We start from the raw sequence: 18992 nt of genomic DNA, 5'->3' as shown, positions 1-18992 counted from the left end.
CCCGGGCCACCGCCCGGCCATCCCGATGACTTCTGGTTTGCGCCGCCGTAGGCTCTTTGTCCATGAGCACGCTCACCTGGGCGGTCGCCGCGGTCGTCACCGACGCCGCCGGTCGGGTACTGCTCTGCCGGCAGGGTCGGGGCGAGCGCCGGTACGCGCTGCCCGGCGGCCGGTTGCGCCCGGCGGAGAGCCCGGTGCGGGCGGCGCTGCGCGACATCCGCGCCGAGACCGGCTGGGAGATCGAGCTTGTCGACCTGGTCGGCGTCTACCACCTGAGCGGCCCACCGGCGGACACTCCGGCCGGCCGGGCCGGGCCGCTGCCGGACGTCCTGGTGCATGTGTTCCGGGCCCGCGCGGCGGAGGTCGGGCCGAGCGCCGGCCCGCCGCCGGGCTGCCGGCTGTCCTGGCATGCCCCCAGCGAGCTGCCCGATGAGGTCACCCCGCTCACCCGGGCGGCCGTCGTCGACGCGGTCGCCGGCCGCTCCGGCGTTCTTCGCGAAACCACCTGGGCTACCGGCTCCGGGGATCCCGCCAGCCATGGCGGGCGGGCGGGAGCCGGGCGGCCGCCGGAGCAACGCGGCGAAGCAGCGACAGGCCCGTCGCTGCGTCCGTGACCGTGCCGGCACTGCTGTCGACCGCCCCCGGGCCGGTGCTACGTCTTCGAGCCTGATTCCTGTGAGTCATCAAAATGACTCACAGGAATCAGGCTCGGAAGGAACTGACCGCCGAGCCCGCTCACGTCCGTCGTGGGGGGCGTCACTCAGCGAACGGGGTTACGGACGCCCTCGGCGAGTTCGGCGCTGAGGGTACGCAGCGCGGCCATCCCTTCGGCCTCGGACGACGCGTCGAGCACGCAACGCACCAGAGCGCTGCCGACGATCACTCCGTCGGCGTACCCGGCGACAGTGCCTGCCTGCGCGCCGGTGCCAACACCCAGACCGACACCGACGGGCAGGTCGGTGACCTCCCGGACCCGGGAGACCAGGGTGGGCGCGGCATCGGAGGTACGTGCGCGGGCACCGGTGACGCCCATGACGGCGGTGGCGTAGACGAAGCCACGGCAGTGCTGCACGGTCATCGCCAGCCGGGCGTCCGTCGACGACGGCGACACCAGGAACGTGCGGTCAAGCCCGTGGGCTTCCGAGGCGGCCAGCCACTCGTCCGCCTCGTCGGGGATGAGGTCCGGGGTGATCAGGCCGGTGCCACCGGCGGCGGCGAGGTCGCGGGCGAACACGTCCACGCCGTACCGCTCGATGGGGTTCCAGTAGGTCATGGTGACCACCGGGGCGCCCGTGGCCGCCACCGCCTCGACGATGCGCAGCGTGTCCGCCGTGCGGACCCCGCCGGCGAGCGCGATGTCGCTGGCCTTCTGGATGACCGGCCCGTCCATCACCGGGTCGGAGTACGGGATCTCCACCTCGATGACGTCGACACCGGCCTCGACCATCGCCGTCATGGCCGCGATGCTGCCCTCGACTGTCGGGAACCCTGCCGGCATGCATCCGACCAGCAGGGCTCGTCCGTCGGCCCGGGCCTTGTCGAAGGCCACCCCGATCCGGCTCATCTCAGCTCTCCTTGTCGAGGATGCCGAAGTAGTCCCCGGCGGTGTGCACGTCCTTGTCGCCCCGCCCGGAGAGGTTCACCACGATGGTGGGCTCCCGGCCCAGCTCGGCGGCGAGCTTCGGCGCCAGTGCGACGGTGCCGGCGAGCGCGTGCGAGCTCTCGATCGCCGGAATGATGCCCTCGGTACGGCAGAGCAGCTGGAACGCGGCCATCGCCTCGTCGTCGGTGACCGGCAGGTAGTTGGCCCGACCAGTGTCGTGCAGCCAGGCGTGCTCGGGCCCGACGCCCGGGTAGTCCAACCCGGCGGAGATCGAGTGCGACTCCAGCGTCTGCCCGTCGGCGTCCTGCAACACGTACGTGCGGGCACCGTGCAGCACCCCGGCCGACCCGCCGGTGATGCTGGCCGCGTGGCGGGTGGTGGTCACGCCGTCGCCACCGGCCTCGAAGCCGTACAGCCGCACGTCCTCGTCGGGAACGAAGGCGTGGAAGATGCCCAGCGCGTTGGAGCCGCCGCCGACGCAGGCGGTGACCGCGTCCGGCAGCGCGCCGGTGAGGTCGAGGCACTGCTGGCGGGCCTCGTCGCCGATGCCACGGACGAAGTCGCGGACCATCGCCGGGAACGGGTGCGGCCCGGCGGCGGTGCCGATCAGGTAGTGCGTCTGGTCGACGTTGGCCACCCAGTCGCGCATCGCCTCGTTCATCGCGTCCTTGAGGGTGCGCGAGCCGGTGGTGACCGGGACGACCGTGGCACCGAGCATCCGCATCCGGGCCACGTTGAGGGCCTGCCGCTCGGTGTCGACCTCGCCCATGTAGACCACGCACTCCAGGTCGAACAGGGCGGCGGCGGTCGCGGTAGCCACGCCGTGCTGGCCCGCCCCGGTCTCCGCGATCACCCGGGTCTTGCCCATCCGCCTGGTGAGCAGTGCCTGACCGAGCACGTTGCGCACCTTGTGCGCCCCGGTGTGGTTCAGGTCCTCCCGCTTGAGCAGCACCCGCGCGCCGACCTTCGCGGAGAACCGCCGGGCCTCGTAGAGCAGCGACGGCGTCCCCGCGTAGTCCCGCAGCAACGCGCCGAACTCGTCCCGGAAGGAATCGTCGGTCATCGCCGTGCGCCACGCCCCGTCGAGCTCGTCCAGCGCGGCCACCAGGGCCTCGGGGACGAACCGGCCGCCGAAGCGGCCGAAGTGACCGGCGGAGTCGGGCTGCGGGCCGGCCACCGGGGCCAGCGCATCGGCGCTCATCGGAAATCCTCTCGGTGGGGCGTCACACCGGCGCGGGGTCAGCGCGCCGGTCGGGGCGTTGCCGGGTGATTACCGGCGTTGACCAGCTCTGCCACTGCCTCGCGAGGGCTCTTCTGCGTGACCAGGCCCTCGCCGACGAGGACCGCGTCGGCGCCCGCGGAGGCGTACCGGATCAGGTCGTGCGGCCCGCGGACGCCCGATTCGGCGATCTTGACGACGCTGCTGGGCAGGCCGGGCGCGATCCGCTCGAACACCGACCGGTCGACCTCCAGGGTACGCAGATCGCGGGCGTTCACCCCGATCACCTGCGCGCCGGCCTCCAGGGCACGGTCGGCCTCCTCCTCGTCGTGAACCTCGACGAGTGCCGTCATGCCCAGCGACTCGATCCGCTCCAACAGGCCCACCAGGGCGTTCTGTTCGAGCGCCGCGACGATCAGCAGGACCAGGTCGGCACCGTGGGCGCGCGCCTCGTGGATCTGGTAGCTGGAGACCACGAAGTCCTTGCGGAGCACCGGCACGGTGACCGCAGCCCGGACGGCCGCGAGGTCGTCGAGCGAGCCGCCGAACCAACGCCCCTCGGTCAGCACGCTGATCGCCCGCGCCCCGCCCGCCGCGTAGTCGACGGCCAGATCGGCCGGATCGGCGATCTCGGCAAGCCGGCCCCTCGACGGCGAGGAACGCTTCACCTCGGCGATGACCGCCACGCCGGGCTTACGCAGCGCCGCGTACGCGTCCAGCGGAGGCGGTGCCGCCGCTGCCAGTTCACGGATCCGCTCCAACGGAATCTGCTCCTGGCGTCGGGCGACATCTTCACGAACGCCAGCCAGGATCTCGTCCAGCACGCTAGCGGGCGCCGCCTGACCGGCCTCGTCCCCCTCCGCGTGCCCATGCTCAGCAGTCACCAACGGACTCCCCTCTCCGGGTGTCATGGGCCGATGCTAGGGGCAGCCGACCGACGCCGGGAGGCCGGGGTATGGCGCTGCTCACGAAAAGGCTTGCGGCATAATGGCCGACTTGCCGTGAACGGAATGTCACGCAACGCCACCTCCGCTTCGGCCACACCCTGGGACGGGAGCCCGGCGGCCCCGGTCGAACCGGGCCGACCCATCGATCATGCCATCGACGGCGGACGTCCGCCGCGCGACAACGACACCTGTCGATGCTGTGAGCGAACTCAAGGCCGAATGGCCCGTCCCAGGTCAGCACCGTGGCGAGACAGTTGACCGGGCGGTCACCCCGGCGAAACGTCAACCGGTCAGCATCGTCCTCGGGCAGACTCGATGGCGCACCTGCCCGACCGTCGCCAACTTCTCGTGCGGGGTGACCATGAGCATTGTCGAGCCGAACCAGAGCATCGGGTTGACCACCATCTCGCGGACCGTTGCGTCACTCGCCGTGAGCGTCGTGCACACCCTGGAACGGGCCGTCGTCGGCGAGGACCGGATGCGCACCGCCCGCGGCAACGCCTGGGAGGCGGTCTGCGCCGACCGGGCCCGCGCCGACCGACGCGCCGAACTGGACCGGCTGGTGGCCGAACTGGCCGCCGCCCGTGCCGCCGCCCGCCGCCAGCAAGAGCAGCGGGAGCACCAGCCCGTCGGCTGACACCCGCGCCGAAGTCGGTGTGGGCCTCGCTGACCGGCGACCCGCGACGAGGCCGCCTGACGCGCCGGTCGGTGCGTCGCGTCAGGTGGCCGTCGGATCCTCGCCCCGGTCCAGCGCGTCCCACGCCTCGGTGGTCCGCCTCCCGGCCATCGGGCCGGGACGCCCAGCCGCCTCAGGCTCACTCTCTGTAACGGTTCGCGTCGGTCGTTCGTACCGGGCACCCATCGCCGGCCAGCCTCCGCCCCGCAACGCGGTCCACCCACCGCCCACCGCGGCCAGCAGACCGCCGAGCAGACAGAGCGCCGGCCACTGCCTGCTCACCACACCACCGAGGTCGGCGACCAGCCCGTACCCACCGCCAGCAGCCACCGCCAGGCCCAGCACCCCCAGCAGGACACCCACCGCCCGGCGCAGCCAGCCCCGCGTGGCCAACACCGCGCCGCCACCCGCCAACGCGACCAGAGCCAACGCCGGCAGCCACGGCAGCAGCGCCGCCCCACTGCGGACATCACGCACCGCCGGCAACGGGGCCGGACGCGCCGTCACCTCCACCGACCAACTCCGGGTCGCCGCCCACAGCGCCAGCGCCGCGCCCACCAGACCGAACAGCACGGCGTACGTCAGCTGACGCCGACCCGTCGCCACCCCGCCCTCCGGCCCCTCACCAACATCCGCCCCACTCATCGGGCCGACCTTTCGTTCGCGACTGCGGGGCTCCGCTGCGCTGCACTCCTCGCGCTCATCGGGCCGACCTTTCGTTCGCGACTGCGGGGCTCCGCTGCGCTGCACTCCTCGCGCTCACCGGGCAGCCCGGAGCGTTTCGGCGGCGGCGATCGCCGCCAGCACTGCGGCGGCCTTCGCGCGGGTCTCCTGGTCCTCGGCGGCCGGATCCGAGTCGGCGACCACCCCAGCGCCCGCCTGCACGTACGCGCGGCCCTGGCGGATCAGCGCGGTACGGATGGCGATCGCCATGTCGAGGTCGCCGCCGAAGCCGAAGTAGCCGACAGTGCCGCCGTACACGCCACGCCGGACCGGCTCCAACTCCTCGATGATCTCCATGGCCCGCACCTTGGGAGCACCCGACAGAGTGCCGGCCGGGAAGGTCGCGGCGAGCGCGTCGAACGCCGAACGATCGTCACGCAGCGTGCCGATCACAGTCGAGACGATGTGCATCACGTGGCTGTACCGCTCGATGGTGGCGAACTCGGGCACCTCCACGCTGCCCGGCTCGCAGACCCGACCCAGGTCGTTGCGGCCCAGGTCGACGAGCATCACGTGCTCGGCCCGTTCCTTCGGGTCGGCGAGCAGTTCGGCGGCGAGCGCCGCGTCGGCGGCCGGGGTGCCACCGCGGGGCCGCGTACCGGCGATCGGGTGCAACAACGCCCGTCGTCGCCCGTCCGAGCCCGCGGTGACCTTCAGGTGCGCCTCCGGCGACGAGCCGACGATGTCGAACCCGTCGAAGCGCAGCAGGTACATGTACGGGCTGGGGTTGCTGGTGCGCAGCACCCGGTACACGTCCAGCGGATCGGCGTGCGTCTCCCGCTCGAACCGCTGCGACAGCACGATCTGGAAGCACTCACCGGCCCGGATCGCCTCCTTGGCCGCCTCCACCGCCTTCGGATAGCCACCCTCGGGCGTACGGCAGAGGACCTCGCCGGCCGGCGGACGCTCCACCGTGGAGATCATCGGCGGGATGGGTCGGGACAGTGCGGTGGTCATCGCGTCGAGCCGTCCCACCGCGTGGTGGTACGCGGCGGTGACCTGCTCGTCGCGGCCCGGAGTGCCCAGCGGTGGCAGCACCGCGTTGGCGACAAGGATCGCCGAGCCGTCGTAGTGGTCGAGCACCACCAGGTCGGTGGCGAGCATCATGCCCAACTCCGGCACACCGAGGTCGTCCTCGGTCAGCTCGGGCAGCCGCTCGAAGCGACGCACCAGGTCGTACCCCAGGTAGCCCACCATGCCCCCGGTCAGCGGCGGCATCCCGCTGGCCTCGTCGGCGACCGGGCCGGCAAGCGCCGCGACGGTCTCCCGCAGCACCCGCACCGGGTCACCCTCGGTGGGCAGCCCGGCCGGCGGCTGGCCGAGCCAGGTCGCCACGCCGTCGCGCTCGACGAGCGTGGCGCTGCTGCGCACGCCGATGAACGAGTACCGCGACCAGGCCATGCCGGCGGAGCCGACGCCCTGCTCGGCCGATTCGAGCAGGAACGTGCCGGGCCCACCGGCCAGCTTGCGGTAGACCCCGACCGGGGTCTCCGCGTCGGCCAGCAGCCGGCGCGTCACCGGCACCACCCGCCAGCGGGCCGCCAGCTCGGTGAAGGTGACCGGATCCGGGCTCACCGCGCCGTCGGTCATGGCTGAGCCTGCCTTTCGGTCGCGGCCGCGCAGCCGCGCCGCACGCGCGTGGTCACAGCTCCTCCGGGCTGGTGACGGGCAGCTCCGTGAAGAAGCAGGTCCGCTGCCCGGTGTGACAGGCGGCACCCACCTGCTCCACGGTTACCAGCAGCGCATCGCCGTCGCAGTCCAGGGCGACCGAGCGGACGTACTGGTGGTGCCCGGAGGTGGCGCCCTTGACCCAGTATTCGCGCCGGCTGCGCGACCAGTAGGTGGCCCGGCCGGTGGTGAGGGTGCGGTGCAGCGCCTCGTCGTCCATCCAGGCGACCATCAGCACATCGCCGGAGTCGTGGGCGCGGACCACCGCGGCGACGAGACCGTCGGCGTTGCGGCGCAACCGGGCCGCGATGGCCGGGTCGAGCTGGGAGGGCCGGGCCGGCACGGCAGCCGTCGGGCCGCTCGGATCGCTGGGTACGCCGGTCGCCGGCGCGTCAGGTACGGGCACAGTGACCCATTGTCCTGCACGCGGCGCGGACACTGGCGACGGCTCCCGCCCGGGGTGGGCTGGCTGGGCGAGCTGGGCGACGTAGCGGTCCAGCCGACCGTCGACCAGAGCGTCCGCCAGGTCGGTGCCGGTCGCCTCGGCGATCTCCTCGGCGTACGGGCGGATCAACGGCAGGGTGCCGGCCACCAGCCGTACGGCGGCGGTCCAGAGTTGCCCGGTGGTGCCAGGGCGCAGCCCGAGGCAGAGCAGCATGTCGTCCCGGTAGCCGGGCGGGGCGACCGGCAGTTCCAGGGCCGCCGCGAACGCCGCCCGTCGAGATGCCACCCGCACCGAGGGGTTCGCCGGGCGCAGCACCGACGGGCACAGTCGCGCCAGGTCGGCCACGGCGAGCCGGACGCCGAGGCGGTCAGCGGCGGCTCGCGCGGCGGCGGCCTTGCCGAGCATGGCGATCAGTTCCTCCAGCCGGGGCGGTTCGGCGGGTTGGCAGAGCACCGGCAGGTCGATGCGGGGCCGCCAGTGCGGGTCGGCCCAGAGCAGCCGGGCCGGCGTGGTGACCGGCAGCCCGAACGCCCAGTCGGCCGGCTCGCCGAGCCGGTGCACCCAGGAGCGGACGTCACGGGCGGCCACCGAGACGTGGGTGACGCGGCCGGCGGTCTCGGCCAGGTACGCGCGGCGGGCCGCGTACGGGGTGCCACCGACGAGCACGTCGAGGTCGACGTCGCTGTGGGCGGTGGCGGTCCGGCGGGCGTGACTGCCACGCAGCAGGATGCCGACGACCGGCCGGTCGGCGGCCTGCCGCAACCGTGCGGCCCAGTCCTCAAGGAACCCGCTGTGCGGTAACGGAGCGTGACCCACCGCGCCATCGTGCCGCACGTCCGATCGGTGCGCAATGCCCGATGGCGGACCTGGTGTCCGGTCCGGAGCGTACTGCCCGTTCTTCCGTTGGGTGCGACGGGGCGCGTTGCGCGGCCTCGATATCTCATCTAGCGTTGAGTTCATCAAGTGTTGAATTCCATCGGAGGTGCGGGATGACCGACGCGATAGCGGTCCGTGACCTGGTGGTCGACAGGGGCGGCCGGCGGGTGCTGGACGGCATCAGCTGCACCGTTCCGCGCGGCGCCGTCACCGGGCTGCTCGGCCCCAGCGGCAGCGGCAAGACCACGTTCCTGCGCGCGGTGGTCGGCGTGCAGGTGGTCACCTCCGGGACGGTGACCGTGCTGGGCCAGCCGGCTGGTGCTCCCGCGCTGCGGCACCAGGTCGGCTACCTCACCCAGGCGCCGAGCGTCTACGCCGACCTGACCGTTCGGGAGAACGCCCGCTACTTCGCGGCCCTGCACGGACGCGGTCGCGCCGAGGCCGACCAGGCGGTCACCGACGTCGGGCTGGCCGAGGCCGCCGGTCAACTGGTCGCCACCCTCTCCGGCGGCCAGCGCAGCCGGGCCTCACTGGCCTGCGCCCTGGTCGGCGACCCGGAGCTGGTCATCCTCGACGAGCCGACAGTCGGTCAGGACCCGGTGCTGCGCGCCGACCTGTGGGCACGGTTCCACGCGATGGCCGCCGCCGGCACCACACTGCTGGTGTCCAGCCACGTGATGGACGAGGCGGCGCGCTGCGACAGGCTGCTGCTGATCCGCGCGGGGCGACTGATCGCCGACGACAGCCCGGACGCGGTCCGCGCGTCCGCCGGTGTGGACGACCTCGACGAGGCGTTCCTGCGGCTGATCCGCGCCGAGGAGGCCCGCTCCGGCCCGACGGAAACCACCGGCCGTACCTCGGGCACCGGACGGGAGGCGTCGTGAACCCGCGGATCCTGGCGGCCACCACCGGTCGCATCCTGCGCCAGCTCAGGCACGACCGGCGCACGATCGCGCTGCTCCTCGTGGTTCCGACCGCCCTGCTCACCCTCGTCTATTTCATGTACGTCGACCAGCCGACCCCGCCCGGTCAACCGTCCACCTTCGACAGGGTCGCGCTGGTGATGCTTGGCATCTTCCCCTTTGTGATCATGTTCCTGGTCACCAGCATCGCCATGCTCCGGGAACGCGCCTCCGGCACCCTGGAACGCCTGCTCACCACCCCGCTGGGCAAGCTCGACCTGCTCTTCGGGTACGGCATCGCGTTCGGGCTGGCCGCCGCCGTGCAGGCCACGGTCGCCGCTGCGGTGGCGTACTGGATCTTCGATCTGGAGACGGCAGGCAGCAGCGGTCTGGTGATCGGCATCGCTGTCGTCGACGCCGTGCTCGGTGTCGCCCTCGGCCTGCTCTGCAGCGCCTTCGCCCGCACCGAGTTCCAGGCAGTACAGTTCCTGCCGGTCGTGGTGATCCCCCAACTGCTGCTGTGCGGCCTGTTCGTGGCCCGTGACCAGATGGCCGGCTGGCTCCAGGCGCTCAGTAACGCCTTCCCCCTGTCGTACGCCGTCGAGGCGTTGCAGGAGGTCGGCGCGCACGCCGAACCGACCGGCACGATGTGGCGGGACGTGGCGGTGGTGCTCGGCGCTGTGGTGTTGGCGCTGGTGCTCGCGGCGGCCACCCTGCGCCGACGTACCGGCTGAGACCTGCGCGGCCGTACCGGCTGAGACCTGCGCGGCCGTGCGGCGGCTGCGCCTGTGAAACGAACGAAGGGCGACGATGGCGCGGCGAACCGGTCGGAGACCCGGCAACCCGGACACCCGGGAGGCGATCCTCGACGCGGCGCGCACGGCGTTCGCCGAGCGTGGCTTCGACGTCGCCTCGATCCGTGCCATCGCCAGCGCGGCGGGGGTCGACCCGGCGCTTGTGCATCACTATTTCGGCAGTAAGGACCAGCTGTTCCTCGCCGCGATGAACTTCCCGGTCGACCCCGGCCAGCTGGTACCGACGGTGCTCGCCGGCGACGAGGACGGCGTCGGCGAGCGACTGGTTCGCAACTTCCTCGGCGTGTGGGACTCCCCGGCCGGCAGTGCCGCGCAGGCGCTGCTGCGCTCCGCCGTGAGCAACGAGTGGACCGCCCGCCTGCTGCGCGAGTTCGTCACCACCCAGGTGCTGCGGCGGGTGCTGGAGCAGCTCGACGTCGACAGGGACGAGCTGCCGCTGCGCGGTTCCCTGGTGGCCACCCAGATGATCGGCCTGGCCCTGATGCGGCACGTCGTCCGGATGGAGCCGGTCGCCTCGGCGGACCCGGAGACCCTTGTCGCCGCCATCGGCCCGACCATCCAGCGGTACCTGACCGGGCCGCTGCCGACCTAGACAGGTCGCGGCGGTCACGGGGCCGACCGTAGGCCGGTGCCGGCGGCTGGAGGCCGGCCCGATCAGCGGGGCGGACGGGCCTCGGCCCGGCGACGCAGCGTCGGAAGCAGCCCGTCCAGCTCCTCTGGGCCGGCCAGCGGACACGGGAAGGCCAACCGAATGCGACGCCGGGCGGCGGGACGGCCGAGGGCGACCACCAGGCCGTACCGATCGATGCGCACCACGCGCGGCGGCCCGTCCGGGGTCTGCTCGGTCAAACCGAGCTGCTGACGCAGGTAGTCGGTCATTTCGGCGGCGTCGCGGTCGGCGAGGTCGGCCAGGAGCAGCGCCTCGACCGGGTGCACCGGGTCCGGCTCCGCCTCGGCGTACTCCCCCGGGTCGATCCGCCGCACGACGCCCGCCTGCTCCCAGCGGACCTCGGCCACCTCGAAGCGGAACAGCCGGAAACGGGTCCCCACGTCGAGCAGGTCACCTGTCGGCTCGACAGCGGCGAAGTCGACGGCCGCTCGGCGTGCCTCGTCGCCGTGCAGTTCACCTGCCCAACCGGACACCCACGCCCGGCCCAACCCCGGAGCGCCGGCCGCCGGTGGCAGGTCGAGCACGTCGAGGACCACGGCGACGTCGGCGCTCCCGCCGTCTGGCTGCAACGCGGCGGCGAGGTGGCTGGCGACCGGCACCAGCAGCAGGACCCGACCGTCGGGGTCGGTCACGTGCCGAGCGTGGTGCGGGCCCGGTCGGTGGGCCAGGTGGATGAGACCGGGCAGCCGACCGGCGACGAGAGTACGCACGGTCTCGGCGGGGCTGGGCCGCATAGGGAGACCCCCTTCGAAGGTTAGGCTTACCTAAGCCGGAGCGTAGAGCACAGGGCCCACCACGTCCACCTGCCCCACGCGGGCGCCCCCGCTACCTGGTCTGCTCCAGCCACGACGCGTACAGCAGGCCGTAGACCGAATCGGCATCCCGGACCAACTCGTCATGGGAGCCGCGCTGCACGACCCGCCCCCGGTCCACCACGATCACCTCGTCGGCCGCCTGCGCCGTGGAGAGCCGGTGCGCGATCGCGAGCGTCGTACGACCCCGCGTCACGGCGTCCAGCGTCCGTTGCAGGCGCACCTCCGTCGCCGGGTCCACAGCGCTTGTCGCCTCGTCCAGCACCAGCAGATCCGGATCCGCCACGTACGCCCGGGCCAACGCCACCAACTGCCGCTCCCCGACGCTGAGCGCCTCACCACGCTCACCGACCGGGGTGTCCAGGCCCGCCGGCAGACCATCCAGCCAGTCCGCCAGGCCCAACTCGGTGAACGCCGCAGCGAGCTGCTCATCGGTCAACTCCGGCCGGGCGAACCGGACGTTGTCCCCCACCGTCGCGTCGAAGAGGAACCCGTCCTGCGGCACCATCACCACACGGGACCGCAGCGAATCGAACCGGACCTCCGACAGCGGCACCCCGGACAGCAGCACCGCACCCGACGACGGGTCCATCAACCGGGTGAGCAGCTTCGCGAACGTCGTCTTGCCGCTGCCGGTCTCCCCCACCACCGCCACGCGACTCTTCGCCGCGATCTCCAGATCGATGTCGTGCAGCACCGGCGGACCACCCGGATAGGCGAACCGCACCCCGGCGAACCGGATGTCCAACGGACCGCCCGGCAGATCCCGACCCTGCTCCCCCGGATCGGCCACGTCCGGAGCGACGTCCAGCACGTCCAACACCCGCCGCCAACCAGCGATCGCGTTCTGCGCCTCGTTCAACACCTCCGTGGCGATCTGCACCGGCTGGATGAACAACGTCACCAGGAACAGGAACGCCGTCAACTGGCCGATCGACAGCGTGCCGTCCACCCCCAGCGTCACCCCGAGCACCACCACGCCGGCCAGCGCCACACCGGCCGCCAGCTCACCCACCGAGCTGCCCACGATGCTGATCCGGATCGCCCGCTGCTGCGCCACACGCTGGCTGTCGATGGCGTCGTCCAACCGCCGCGCCGTACGCCCCGCGATGCCGTACGCCCGGATCACCGGCGCGCCCACCACACTCTCGCCGATCGCGCCCAGCAACGTGCCGGTGCGCTGACGCACCGTCGCGTACGCCGCGCCGAGGCGACGCTGCAACTGCCGGATGATGAACACCGCCGGCAGGAACGCCACCAACACCACAAGCGTCAACTGCCAGGAGTACGCCAGCATGACGGCCGTCGTGACCACCAACTGCCCCAGATTGACGAGCAGGATCACCCCGCCCCACTGGAGGAACTGGGTGATCTGGTCGACGTCACTCGTCACCCGGGACACCAACGAACCGCGCCGCTCCGACTGCTGGTGCAGCATCGACAGGTCATGCACGTGCCGGAACGCCCGCGTCCGCACGTTCGCCAACGCCGTCTCGCTGACAGTGAACAGCCGCCGCATCATCAGGTAACCGCAGAGCGTGGTAACCACCAGGATCGCCGCGGTGATCGCCACCACCGACCAGATCACGGTCAGGTTCAGGCCACCGACGATGCCCCGGTCGATGCCCTGCTGCACCGCGACAGGCACCGCCACCCGGCCCACCATGTAGACCAACGCCAGAGCCAGCGTGCCAGCCAACCCCGTCCGCAGCTCCGGCGACAACGCCAACCCACGCCGCAACGTCTGCCAGGTCGTCTCTGACCTCGCCGCCCGCTCATCCGTCTGCGCGCTCACCGGGCTGGCCTTTCGTTCGCGACTGCGGGGCTCCGCTGCGCTGCACTCCTCGCGCTCACCGGGTCGACCTCTCGTTCGCGACTGCGGGGCTCCGCTGCGCTGCACTCCTCGCGCTCACCGGGTCGACCTCTCGTTTTCGATCTCCAAGCCCGACGGCAGCGGCGCCACCTCGTCGTACGTGCGCTCCTGCGCCCGTTCGACCTCCGCCTGCTCGTACGCGGTCACCAGATCCGCGTACCCGGGGACCGTGCCCAGCAACTCGGTGTGCGTGCCCCGGGCCACCACCCGGCCCTGCTCGACGTAGATCACCTCGTCGGCCAGCGCGATGGTCGCCCGGCGGTACGCGACGACGAGGATCGACGCCATCGGCGCTCCCGGCTCGCCCGCCGACGAGCGCAGACCCGCCAGGATTGCCGCCTCCACCCGGGGGTCCACCGCGCTCGTCGCGTCGTCGAGCACCAGCAGACGTGGGCTCCCCGCCAGCGCGCGGGCCAACGTGAGCCGCTGCCGCTGCCCGCCGGACAGCGAGGTGCCGCGCTCGCCGACCATCGTGTCGAGCCCGTTGGGCAGCGCCGCGACGAAACCGTCCGCCTCGGCCAGCCGCAACGCCGCCCAGACCACCTCGTCGTCGATGCCCGGCCGGTCGAGGGCGATGTTGGCCCGTACGGTGTCGTCGAAGACGAACGGCACCTGCGCGACAAGGGCGACGGTGCTCGCCAGCGAGGCGGCGGTCAGGTCCCGCACGTCCACACCGTCCAGCTCCACGGTGCCGGAGTCCGGGTCGACGAGACGCACCGCCAGCGAGGCGATTGTGGACTTACCGGCGCCGGTCGGCCCGACCAGAGCCACCGTGCGGCCGGCCGGCACCGTGAACCCGACAGCGCCGAGCACCTTCGCGCCGGTCTGGTGCGCCTCCGCCGGCGGGTACGAGAAGTGCACATCCGTGAAGGTGAGCGTGGCCGGGCCGGAGGTGGCCGGATCGAGCACGCGGGATCCGTACGGCATCTCGCCGGTGGCGTCGAGCACCCGGCGGACCCGGTCCCAGCCGGCGACGCTGCGCGGCAGTTCGGCAAGCACCCAGCCGATGGCCCGCACCGGGAACGCCAGCACTGTGAAGAGGAAGGCAACGCTGACCAGCTCGGTCACGCTGATCGCGCCCTGGCGCAGCCGGAACGCCCCGACCACAAGCACCGCCAGGGTGCCGAGGCTGGGCAGGGTCTCCAGCAGCGGGTCGAAGACGCCCCGCAGGCGGCCGACCGCGATCAGCGCGTCCCGCAACTCTCCGGCGCGACCTGCGAACCGGGTGGTCTCCTGCGCCTCGCGGCCCATCGTCTTGACCACGAGCGCGCCGTCGAAGCTCTCGTGGGCGATCTCGCTGACCTCGGCGCGCAGCCGCTGCGCCCGGGCCTGCCGGGGCGCCATCCGGCGGGAATAGACCACGTTGAGCGCGAACAGCGCGGGAAAGACCGCGAGGCCGACCAGGGCGAGCGCCCAGTCGGTGGCGAACAGGGAGACGATCGCGCCGACCAGCATCACCAACGTGCCGACGGCGAACGGCAGTGGCGCGATCGGATACCAGGCCGCCTCCACATCGGAGTTGGCGTTGGACAGCAGGGTGCCTGTGGCGTTGCGGTGGTGCCACGACAGCGGCAGGTCCAGGTACCGGCGGGTGACCCGCCGACGGTAGGCCGCCTGGAGGCGGTACTGCATGTAGCCGGCGCCGAGCCGACGCCCGAAGATCCCCACGACCCGCAGCACGCTGATGCCGAAGAGCGCCACGGCGGCCAGCGCCAGCGTGCCGGTCGCCACCTCGCCACGGGCGATGGCCGGCACCACCACGTCACCGACAACCGCGCCCACCACGAACGCGCTGGCGATGACCATTCCGCCGAACAGCACGCTGCCGAGCACTGCCACCGCAAAAATGCGTGGCTGTTCCCGGATGGCCTGCCGGAGGACTCCCAGCCCTCGGCCGAGTACGTCCCGACTTGTTCCGCTCGCCACGCTCTCCCCCGCCGTAAGCCACAATTATCTCCCTCATCCTTACCGGTAGCCACCGACACCGACGACCCGGACCGGATATGTCGACAGTCACGCACCGGACGGCGCACCAGGCGCTGAGCTGCTCGACGGGCGGCGCACGGCATCCGGGCCTACGATCGGGCCATGCCGCGATACGCCCGAGCCGAGCGCCAGTCGCTGGCCGATCTCCTGCTGGCCCTCGGGCCGGACGCGCCGACGATCAACGAGGGCTGGGCGACCCGCGACCTCGCCGCGCACCTGGTGCTACGGGAGCGCCGACCGGACGCGGCCGGCGGGCTCCTGCTGCCGCCGCTTCGCGCGTACGCCGAGCGGGTCCGCCTCCAGATCGCGGCCCGGCCGTACCCGGAACTGGTGACGCAGGTGCGTCGACCGCCGGTGTGGAGCCCGGTCAGCAACCCGTTGACCGACGAGTTGGTCAACACGGTGGAGTTCTTCATCCACCACGAGGACGTGCGGCGGGCGGCGCCGGGGTGGCAGCCGCGCGAGTTGTCCAGTGGCCTGGAGGCCACGCTCTGGAAGCGGGCAGCCCCTCTGGCCCGCATGAGGCTGCGCCGTTTCCCCGCTGACCTGTACGTCCAAGCGCCCGGCTACGGCGAGATCTCCACCGGCCGCGGTGGCGAGCCGCTGCGGTTGGTGGGTGCCCCGGGCGAGCTGACGCTTTTCCTCTCCGGGCGGCAGCGGGTGGCCCGTGTTCAGCTGGACGGACCGGCGGCGTCGGCGCAGCAACTGCGCAACGCCAGCCTGGGTATGTGACCGTCTGTACTGAATCGGTCACGAAACTTCCACGGAATTACGCACGCGGGAGCGATGCGGAACGATACCTCCTCCCGTACGCTTCAGCGCGCCGTTCCGCGCCGGGGCGGCATGAAGTGGGGGCGGAGCATGCGCAGTTTCGCGATTTCGGCGCTACGGGAACCTTCCTTTGTGGGAGGGCGCCATAAGGCCACGGATCGGGTGGCGGACGAGAGCGTCAAGTGGGCGCGAACGTTCGGGCTGGTCGATTCCGGACATAGAGTTAGCCGATTGCAACAGGCGGATGCCGCCGGCCTAGCCGGCCGGGCCTGCCCAGACGGACCAGTGGAGGGAGTCCGACTTCTCACCGACCTGATCTCCTGGCTCTTCGTCATGGATGACGCCTGCGACGAGGACGGTCTCGGGACCGACCCGGGCCGCTTGGCGCCGGCCATCGGGGCGCTCCTCGACGTGCTGGACCAGTGCGGTGATCCGGCCGCACGACCGCCGACCGAGGCGGGCCCGCTGGGCGCTGCACTGCACGACCTGTGCCGCCGGACCCGGGCGCAGGGCCGCTCGGCGCTGCTGCTGCGGTTCGTCAGCCAGTTGCGGGAGTATCTGCTGGCGCTGCTCTGGGAGGCGACCAACCGGGAGCGCCAACGGGTCCCTGGGGTCACCGAGTACGTCCAGTTGCGGCGGCACATCGGCGGCGTCCACCCCTGCCTCACCCTTACCGACCTGGCGTCGGGGCGACCACCGGGGCCGACACGACGTGCCGATCCGGCGCTGACCGCTCTGGACCTGCTGGCGGTGGACCTGATCTGCTGGTGCAACGACCTGTTCTCCTACGGCAAGGAGAGCCGGGCCGACCCGGACGCGCACAACCTGGTGACAGTCATCGCCCAGGAGGGCGGGCTGGACGAGGCGGACGCGCTGCGGGCCGCCGCGGACCGCTTCAACCGGGGGCTGGCGGCGTACCTGGACGCGGAGGAGGCGCTGTTGGCCAGCGGTGACGACGGACTGCACGAGCCGCTCGCGTCCCGACGCAACTGGGTTCGTGCCACCTACGACTGGTCAGTCATGGCTGCCCGCTACGCCTGATCCTCGGTACCGGTTGGTGGGACGGGGGCAGCCGGATGATCTCCAGGGCTAGCCGATGCCTGGTGGAAAGCAATACTCTTCGGTAACCGTTACGACGTGACGCCCGTCACGCCACCACCCCCGAAGGCGGCTACAGCGATGGCTCTCGATGTACCGTACCGCTCCATCCCGGACATGTTCCTCAAGCGCGTGGCAGCGACCCCCGACCGCCACGCCTTCGCGTCCCCACTGCCCGACGACTCGGGCCCCAACTGGCTGACCTGGGAGCAGGTCGGTCAGCGCGCCAAGGCGGTCGCCGCCGGCCTGCACGCGCTCGGCGTCGGCCAGGAGGATCCGGTCGCGATCCTCGCCAACACCCGACTGGACTGGGTGATCGCCGACCTCGGCATCATGTGTGCCGGCGGGGCGACCACCACCGTCTATCCGACCACCGAACCGGGGGACGCGACGTTCATCATCGCGGACTCCGGCTCGCGGGTGCTGTTCGCGGAAAACCCCGACCAGGCGGCCAAGATCGCGGGTGCTGACCTGCCCGCACTGACCCACGTGGTGCTCTTCGACGGTGCCGCCGACCCGGCCGCTGCCGTACCGCAGCTCACCCTCGCCGAGTTGGAGCAGCGCGGCGCCGCCGCGCTGGCCAACGAGCCCGATCTGATCGACATGCTGGTGGCCGGCATCGGCCCGGACCACCTGGCCACCCTGATCTACACCTCCGGCACCACCGGTCAGCCCAAGGGCGTCGAGCTGCTGCACGGCGGCTGGTGCTGGGAGGCCGTGGCGCAGGCCGAGGTGGGGCTGCTGCGCGACGACGATCTTCAGTACCTGTGGCTGCCCCTTGCCCACTCGTTCGGCAAGACGCTGCTCTGCGGCGCCATCCACGTCGGGCTGCCCACCTACGTCGACGGGCGGGTGGACAAGCTGGTCGACCTGTTGGGGGTCATCCGCCCGACGCTGATGTGCGGCGCTCCCCGGGTGTTCGAGAAGGTCTACAACCGGGCGGTGACCACCGCGCAGGGCGCCGGCGGCGCGAAGGCGAAGATCTTCGCCTGGGGCGTCCGGGTCGGCAAGGAGAAGGTGGCCCTGGAGCAGGCCGGCAAGCCGGTGCCCGGCGGGCTCAAGCTGCGCTACGGGCTGGCCGAGAAGCTCGTCTTCAGCAAGCTCCAGGCCCGCCTGGGCGGCCGGATGCGGGTGCTCGTCTCCGGTGCCGCTCCGCTCAGCCCGGAGATCGCCACCTTCTTCGCCGCCGCCAACCTGCCGATCTCCGAGGGCTACGGCCTGACCGAGACCAGCGCCGGCAACTTCGTCAACCCGCCGTCGGGGCTGCGGATCGGCACTGTGGGCCGGGCGATGGGCGACCTGGAGTGCCGGATCGACACCGACGGCGAGATCCTGGTGCGTGGTCGGCCGGTGATGCGCGGCTACCACAACCTGCCGGAGGAGACCGCCGCCGCGTTCACCGAGGACGGCTTCTTCCGTACCGGCGACATCGGCACCCTCGACGAGCAGGGCTACCTGCGGATCACCGACCGCAAGAAGGACCTGGTCAAGACCTCGGGCGGCAAGTACATCGCGCCGTCGCACATCGAGGGCATGTTCAAGGCGATCTGCCCGTACACCTCGCAGGCGGTCGTCGTCGGGCAGGCCCGCAACTTCTGCACGATGCTCGTCACGCTGGACCCGGACGCGATCCAGGGCTGGGTCGCCGGCGGCCCGCTCGAGGGTCGCAGCTACACCGAGATCGTGACCTCGCAGGAGGCACAGACGATGGTCGAGGAGTACGTCGCCCAGCTCAACGCGAAGCTCAACCGCTGGGAGACGATCAAGAAGGTGGCAATCCTGCCGCGCGACCTGACAATCGAGGACGGCGAGATCACCCCGTCGCTCAAGATCAAGCGGCGTGGAGTGGAGAGCAACTTCTCCGCCGAGATCGACAAGATGTACGCCGGCACCCTCGCCGAGCTCTGA

17 protein-coding genes and 1 pseudogene are annotated in these 18992 nt (G+C 71.9%); 8 read left to right on the top strand and 10 right to left on the bottom strand.

The features are described 5' to 3' along the window. Nucleotides 1-62 precede the first annotated feature (62 nt). Complete coding sequence (locus F4558_RS04885; RefSeq protein ID WP_053658175.1) at nucleotides 63-614, top strand: NUDIX hydrolase; 552 nt, start codon at nucleotides 63-65, stop codon at nucleotides 612-614. 146 nt (nucleotides 615-760) lie between these two features. On the opposite strand, the gene trpA is transcribed toward F4558_RS04885, so the two are convergent. Genes trpA through trpC form a run of 3 tightly spaced genes read right to left on the bottom strand, consistent with a single transcriptional unit; the run spans nucleotide 761 to nucleotide 3646 of the window. Continuing rightward, nucleotides 761-1564 carry a tryptophan synthase subunit alpha gene (gene trpA / locus F4558_RS04880; RefSeq protein WP_053658173.1) on the bottom strand — a complete coding sequence of 268 codons (804 nt, stop codon included), beginning with the start codon at nucleotides 1562-1564 and terminating at the stop codon, nucleotides 761-763. Between the two features lies 1 nt (nucleotide 1565). Continuing rightward, nucleotides 1566-2804 carry a tryptophan synthase subunit beta gene (trpB, locus tag F4558_RS04875; RefSeq protein ID WP_053658171.1) on the bottom strand — a complete coding sequence of 413 codons (1239 nt, stop codon included), beginning with the start codon at nucleotides 2802-2804 and terminating at the stop codon, nucleotides 1566-1568. Between the two features lie 38 nt (nucleotides 2805-2842). Next, nucleotides 2843-3646: an indole-3-glycerol phosphate synthase TrpC gene (gene trpC, locus F4558_RS04870; RefSeq protein WP_197281607.1), complete on the bottom strand. Its 804-nt coding sequence runs from the start codon at nucleotides 3644-3646 to the stop codon at nucleotides 2843-2845. A gap of 484 nt (nucleotides 3647-4130) precedes the next feature. On the opposite strand from trpC, the gene F4558_RS04865 reads away from it, so the two are divergent. Next, entirely contained in the window at nucleotides 4131-4406 is a 276-nt protein-coding gene (locus tag F4558_RS04865; RefSeq protein ID WP_053658355.1) for a hypothetical protein, read from the top strand. Between the two features lie 81 nt (nucleotides 4407-4487). Here the strand turns inward: F4558_RS04865 and F4558_RS04860 are convergent, their stop codons facing one another. From F4558_RS04860 to F4558_RS32065, 4 genes and pseudogenes are all read right to left on the bottom strand, one after another. After that, entirely contained in the window at nucleotides 4488-5090 is a 603-nt protein-coding gene (locus F4558_RS04860) for a Trp biosynthesis-associated membrane protein (protein WP_167943308.1), read from the bottom strand. A 114-nt stretch (nucleotides 5091-5204) separates the two neighbouring features. Then, nucleotides 5205-6758, bottom strand: coding sequence for an anthranilate synthase component I (locus F4558_RS04855; protein ID WP_053658165.1), 1554 nt, complete (start codon nucleotides 6756-6758; stop codon nucleotides 5205-5207). A 52-nt stretch (nucleotides 6759-6810) separates the two neighbouring features. Next, nucleotides 6811-7242: a phosphoribosyl-AMP cyclohydrolase gene (gene hisI / locus F4558_RS32070; RefSeq protein ID WP_312877427.1), complete on the bottom strand. Its 432-nt coding sequence runs from the start codon at nucleotides 7240-7242 to the stop codon at nucleotides 6811-6813. A 174-nt stretch (nucleotides 7243-7416) separates the two neighbouring features. Next, a pseudogene (locus F4558_RS32065) lies at nucleotides 7417-8241 on the bottom strand (nucleotidyltransferase domain-containing protein); the annotation flags it as partial. Nucleotides 8242-8270: 29 nt separating this feature from the next. On the opposite strand from F4558_RS32065, the gene F4558_RS04845 reads away from it, so the two are divergent. The 3 genes from F4558_RS04845 to F4558_RS04835 all read left to right on the top strand — a co-directional run bounded on the left by F4558_RS04845 (nucleotide 8271) and on the right by F4558_RS04835 (nucleotide 10466). Further along, the gene (locus F4558_RS04845) at nucleotides 8271-9041 is read left to right on the top strand and encodes an ABC transporter ATP-binding protein (RefSeq protein ID WP_053658163.1); all 771 of its coding nucleotides are present in this window, start codon (nucleotides 8271-8273) and stop codon (nucleotides 9039-9041) included. Then, complete coding sequence (locus F4558_RS04840; protein WP_053658160.1) at nucleotides 9038-9793, top strand: ABC transporter permease; 756 nt, start codon at nucleotides 9038-9040, stop codon at nucleotides 9791-9793. Before F4558_RS04845 ends, F4558_RS04840 begins: the two co-directional genes overlap by 4 nt. A 76-nt stretch (nucleotides 9794-9869) precedes the next feature. After that, a complete protein-coding gene (locus tag F4558_RS04835; RefSeq protein WP_053658158.1) occupies nucleotides 9870-10466 on the top strand; it encodes a TetR/AcrR family transcriptional regulator in 597 nt (198 codons plus the stop codon). 62 nt (nucleotides 10467-10528) lie between these two features. Here the strand turns inward: F4558_RS04835 and F4558_RS04830 are convergent, their stop codons facing one another. The 3 genes from F4558_RS04830 to F4558_RS04820 all read right to left on the bottom strand — a co-directional run bounded on the left by F4558_RS04830 (nucleotide 10529) and on the right by F4558_RS04820 (nucleotide 15155). Further along, complete coding sequence (locus F4558_RS04830) at nucleotides 10529-11278, bottom strand: DUF2470 domain-containing protein (protein WP_167943306.1); 750 nt, start codon at nucleotides 11276-11278, stop codon at nucleotides 10529-10531. 91 nt (nucleotides 11279-11369) lie between these two features. Further along, entirely contained in the window at nucleotides 11370-13151 is a 1782-nt protein-coding gene (locus F4558_RS04825; RefSeq protein ID WP_053658154.1) for an ABC transporter ATP-binding protein, read from the bottom strand. Between the two features lie 114 nt (nucleotides 13152-13265). Next, a complete protein-coding gene (locus F4558_RS04820; RefSeq protein ID WP_167943305.1) occupies nucleotides 13266-15155 on the bottom strand; it encodes an ABC transporter ATP-binding protein in 1890 nt (629 codons plus the stop codon). A gap of 162 nt (nucleotides 15156-15317) precedes the next feature. Between F4558_RS04820 and F4558_RS04815 the strand changes: the two genes are divergently transcribed. The 3 genes from F4558_RS04815 to F4558_RS04805 all read left to right on the top strand — a co-directional run bounded on the left by F4558_RS04815 (nucleotide 15318) and on the right by F4558_RS04805 (nucleotide 18992). Continuing rightward, the gene (locus tag F4558_RS04815; RefSeq protein ID WP_167943304.1) at nucleotides 15318-15947 is read left to right on the top strand and encodes a TIGR03085 family metal-binding protein; all 630 of its coding nucleotides are present in this window, start codon (nucleotides 15318-15320) and stop codon (nucleotides 15945-15947) included. Between the two features lie 324 nt (nucleotides 15948-16271). Next, nucleotides 16272-17027, top strand: coding sequence for a terpene synthase family protein (locus F4558_RS04810; RefSeq protein WP_306270315.1), 756 nt, complete (start codon nucleotides 16272-16274; stop codon nucleotides 17025-17027). Between the two features lie 138 nt (nucleotides 17028-17165). Continuing rightward, nucleotides 17166-18992: an AMP-dependent synthetase/ligase gene (locus F4558_RS04805; RefSeq protein WP_167943302.1), complete on the top strand. Its 1827-nt coding sequence runs from the start codon at nucleotides 17166-17168 to the stop codon at nucleotides 18990-18992.

Source organism: Micromonospora profundi, from assembly GCF_011927785.1.
Taxonomy (GTDB): domain Bacteria; phylum Actinomycetota; class Actinomycetes; order Mycobacteriales; family Micromonosporaceae; genus Micromonospora; species Micromonospora profundi.
The sequence above is the reverse complement of the archived record's forward strand: the minus strand, read 5'-3'. Positions and strand labels throughout refer to the sequence as shown.